This window comes from Pseudomonas sp. LAIL14HWK12:I10 (assembly GCF_900184205.1).
Lineage (GTDB): Bacteria > Pseudomonadota > Gammaproteobacteria > Pseudomonadales > Pseudomonadaceae > Aquipseudomonas > Aquipseudomonas kermanshahensis.
On sequence record NZ_FXWU01000029.1, the window covers coordinates 1 to 3,027 of the forward strand.

Here is a 3,027-nt window from a genome sequence, read left to right on the forward strand (position 1 = left end):
TTTTCTTCCGGAGCCGAGTCGATCTTGTCGAACTCAACGACTGCCGAACCGAAAACTTCGGAGCAGACGCGAGTCAGAGCTGCGGTCAGAGTGGTTTTACCATGGTCAACGTGGCCGATAGTGCCAACGTTTACGTGTGGTAGGGAACGATCAAACTTTTCCTTAGCCATCGATACAATCCTCCGCAGAAGAAATAGTCTTACGCTGATAAAGCTGATAAAACAAAGGCAGATATTTTCATATCTGCCTTGTTTATATGGAGCTCTTGAGCGGACTTGAACCGCTGACCTCACCCTTACCAAGGGTGTGCTCTACCAACTGAGCTACAAGAGCGAAACACTTTGCGCAAAATCCAGCAAACTTGGAGCGGGTAGCGGGAATCGAACCCGCATCATCAGCTTGGAAGGCTGAGGTTCTACCACTAAACTATACCCGCGGAGCTTGCGGCTCTCGCTAAAACTGGTGGAGGGAGAAGGATTCGAACCTTCGAAGCTCTCGCAACGGATTTACAGTCCGTCCCCTTTGACCGCTCGGGAATCCCTCCAGATGTGGCCGGCATTCTATTTGTCTGCCGTCCTAGTGTCAAGCGTTTTTTCAAATTTTTTCAATCAAATCTGAAACTTAGCTGCTTTGACACCGCTTCCAGCTCTACCACCTCAGTGGTGTTCCCTGTGAAGCGGGCGCCATTCTATCAAGCTATTCGCCAGTTGCAATACCCTGGCAGAAAATAATTTTATGTTTTAAGTCTTTGAAATCGTTGGAAAGAGCGACGAGTACTGTTTGGTCCAGCAAACGCTCGCTTTCCGGGGAAATCTTGAGCCAGAGACCATCAGCGCCGGGTAACTGACCCGACACCGGCAACGCATTGATATCCAGGCTCAACAGCCGCTGGCGCAGTGCATCGAGCTGCTCTTTTGCCGCCAGGCCACCTACTACCAGGCATTCATCACGACGACGGGCCGGCGCGGACACACCGGTTTCACGCAACAGGCGAATTTCTTGCTGACTACCTTTGTACAACGACAGCGGGGCGACATCCTTGGCCTTGAGCGGGGCTTCCTGTTGGTGCCAGACGTAATAGAAGACGTTGAGCACCAGCAACAGCAGAAACAACCAACGCATAAGCACCTCAGTCCAGTGGGCAGGCCATTGCCAGGCCAACGAATACCAGGTCAGGGACTACGCGCGCCGTCGGTGCTGCTTCACGCACCAACGGCGCATCCCCACCGGTAAGGAACACCGTAAAATTCTCCCCCCACAGCGCCCGCGCCTGCTCAAGCTGAGTATGGGCAAAGCCCTGCAACATCAACACACAGCCACGCTCCACAGCCTCGACCGTCGAGCGGCCAGGGGCAAGGCTTGTCAGTGCGCGTACTGCCGAAGCATCGTCATAGCGGATGCGCCGAGTGTGCGTACGCAGCTGGCTGCGCATCAGCGGCATGCCCGGGCAGATGTAACCGCCCAGGTGCTCGCCATCGGCGGCAATGAAATCGGATTTGGCGGCGGTGCCAAGATCAATCACCAGACAAGCCCCCTTGGCCAGGTGGAATGCACCCAATGCTGCAAGCCAACGATCCATGCCCAGGCGCTGGTAGTCTTCATAACCATTGCGCACCCCTGCCATTTGCTGAGCAGGTTCGGCAACGCGCGCCACCACCGAGAACGCCTGGCGGATCAGCGCGCAGAGCGCCGCGGTTTCTTCTTCGCTGCGCACGCTGACGATACGGCAGCCAGACAAACGCAACGACGCCAACGCACTGACCTCGGCCACCAATGCCTGGTCGGAATCGACAATACCGCCGCCCACGATCGTAGCGTCGGCGGCGTGAATGACTCGCCATTTAATGAAGCTGTTACCGCAATCGAGCTCAAGAATCATCACGCAACCTCAAACTGAGCTCACCACCACTGAAGCTCTTTTCTACACCTTCGACTTCAAGGCGCAAACCGCCCTGCCCGTCCACCCCCAGCACCACCCCATCAATGCGGGTACTGCCAGCAACAAGCGATACGTTACGCCCCTGCCATAGATGCGCCTGCTCCCATTCTTCCTGGAATGCAGCAAACCCATAGCGGCGGTGACGCGCCAATTCATGCTGCAACTGCTGACTGAGCTTTGCCACCAGACGGTTTCGATCAATAGCGGTGCCAACTTCTCGCCGCATCGAGGTCCACTCCTGGTCGACCTGGTCGTTGGCTTGCATGTTCACATTGATACCTATTCCAAGCACAACGTGACACACGTCTGCAGGATCACCCACTAACTCAAGCAAGATACCGGTGATCTTCTGCCCACGAACAAGCACATCATTGGGCCATTTCAGCCCCACATCCTTTACTCCAAAGCCCTGCAGGGTCCGCATCACTGCCAACCCCACCACCAGGCTCAGCCCTTCGAGCTGACGCATGCCACCTTCGACACGCAGGACCAGACTGTAATAGAGGTTCTCTGCGAAAGGGCTGACCCATGGGCGACCGCGGCGGCCACGCCCAGCGCTTTGGCGCTCGGCAAGGACCAGGAATGGCGCCGGCTGCCCTTCGCTTGCAAGCCGAAGCCCTTCAGCATTGGTTGAATCGATGGTTTCGTGGATGAAAACAGGCCACTGCTCACCCTCGGCGAATTCATTGATCGCTTGTGATTCGAGCAGGGCGAGAGGTGCCGCCAGCTGGTAGCCACGCCCACGAACCTTGTGAATGGTGAGGTTCAGCTCACTCTCCAGGTGCTGCAGCTGCTTCCAAACGGCGCTGCGACTCACCCCGAGGGCTGCCCCCAAGGCTTCTCCGGAATGGAACCGGCCATCCTTGAGGAGATTCAACAACTTCAGCATGCCAGTCTCGACTTGGAATAAGGCTGGCATGATAGCTATGGGTAGTGGGCTTGCATAGGAAAAGGGCTGCCCGGAAAGACCGCAGGAAGGACTATTTTCGGCCAGAAAAGACAAAACCCCTACCTGCTCGCGCAGATAGGGGTTTTGCGAAATGAATCTTGACGATGACCTACTCTCACATGGGGAAACCCCACACTAC

At 56.1% G+C, this 3,027-nt stretch carries 4 protein-coding genes and 3 tRNA genes; all 7 read right to left on the reverse strand.

The features are described from left to right. Positions 1–170, reverse strand: a 170-nt coding sequence (locus tag QOS90_RS27455) for a GTP-binding protein (RefSeq protein ID WP_232888303.1), incomplete at its 3' end; no start/stop codon positions are given. 87 nt (positions 171–257) lie between these two features. Further along, positions 258–333, reverse strand: a tRNA-Thr gene (locus QOS90_RS27460). Positions 334–362: 29 nt separating this feature from the next. After that, positions 363–436 (reverse strand) — tRNA-Gly (locus QOS90_RS27465). 24 nt (positions 437–460) lie between these two features. Beyond that, positions 461–544 (reverse strand) — tRNA-Tyr (locus tag QOS90_RS27470). Between the two features lie 152 nt (positions 545–696). Then, entirely contained in the window at positions 697–1,122 is a 426-nt protein-coding gene (locus QOS90_RS27475) for a hypothetical protein (RefSeq protein WP_027595484.1), read from the reverse strand. A 7-nt stretch (positions 1,123–1,129) separates the two neighbouring features. Further along, positions 1,130–1,879, reverse strand: a complete 750-nt coding sequence (locus QOS90_RS27480; protein ID WP_027595483.1) for a pantothenate kinase — start codon at positions 1,877–1,879, stop codon at positions 1,130–1,132. Further along, positions 1,869–2,828, reverse strand: coding sequence for a bifunctional biotin--[acetyl-CoA-carboxylase] ligase/biotin operon repressor BirA (birA, locus tag QOS90_RS27485; RefSeq protein WP_085274413.1), 960 nt, complete (start codon positions 2,826–2,828; stop codon positions 1,869–1,871). Before birA ends, QOS90_RS27480 begins: the two co-directional genes overlap by 11 nt. Between the last annotated feature and the right edge of the window lie 199 nt (positions 2,829–3,027).

Bases quoted from the DNA above. Each gene is read 5' to 3' on its own strand.
- QOS90_RS27475 (WP_027595484.1), bottom strand. From the start codon at position 1,122: ATGCGTTGGTTGTTTCTGCTGTTGCTGGTGCTCAACGTCTTCTATTAC.
- QOS90_RS27480 (WP_027595483.1), bottom strand. From the start codon at position 1,879: ATGATTCTTGAGCTCGATTGCGGTAACAGCTTCATTAAATGGCGAGTC.
- birA (WP_085274413.1), bottom strand. From the start codon at position 2,828: ATGCTGAAGTTGTTGAATCTCCTCAAGGATGGCCGGTTCCATTCCGGA.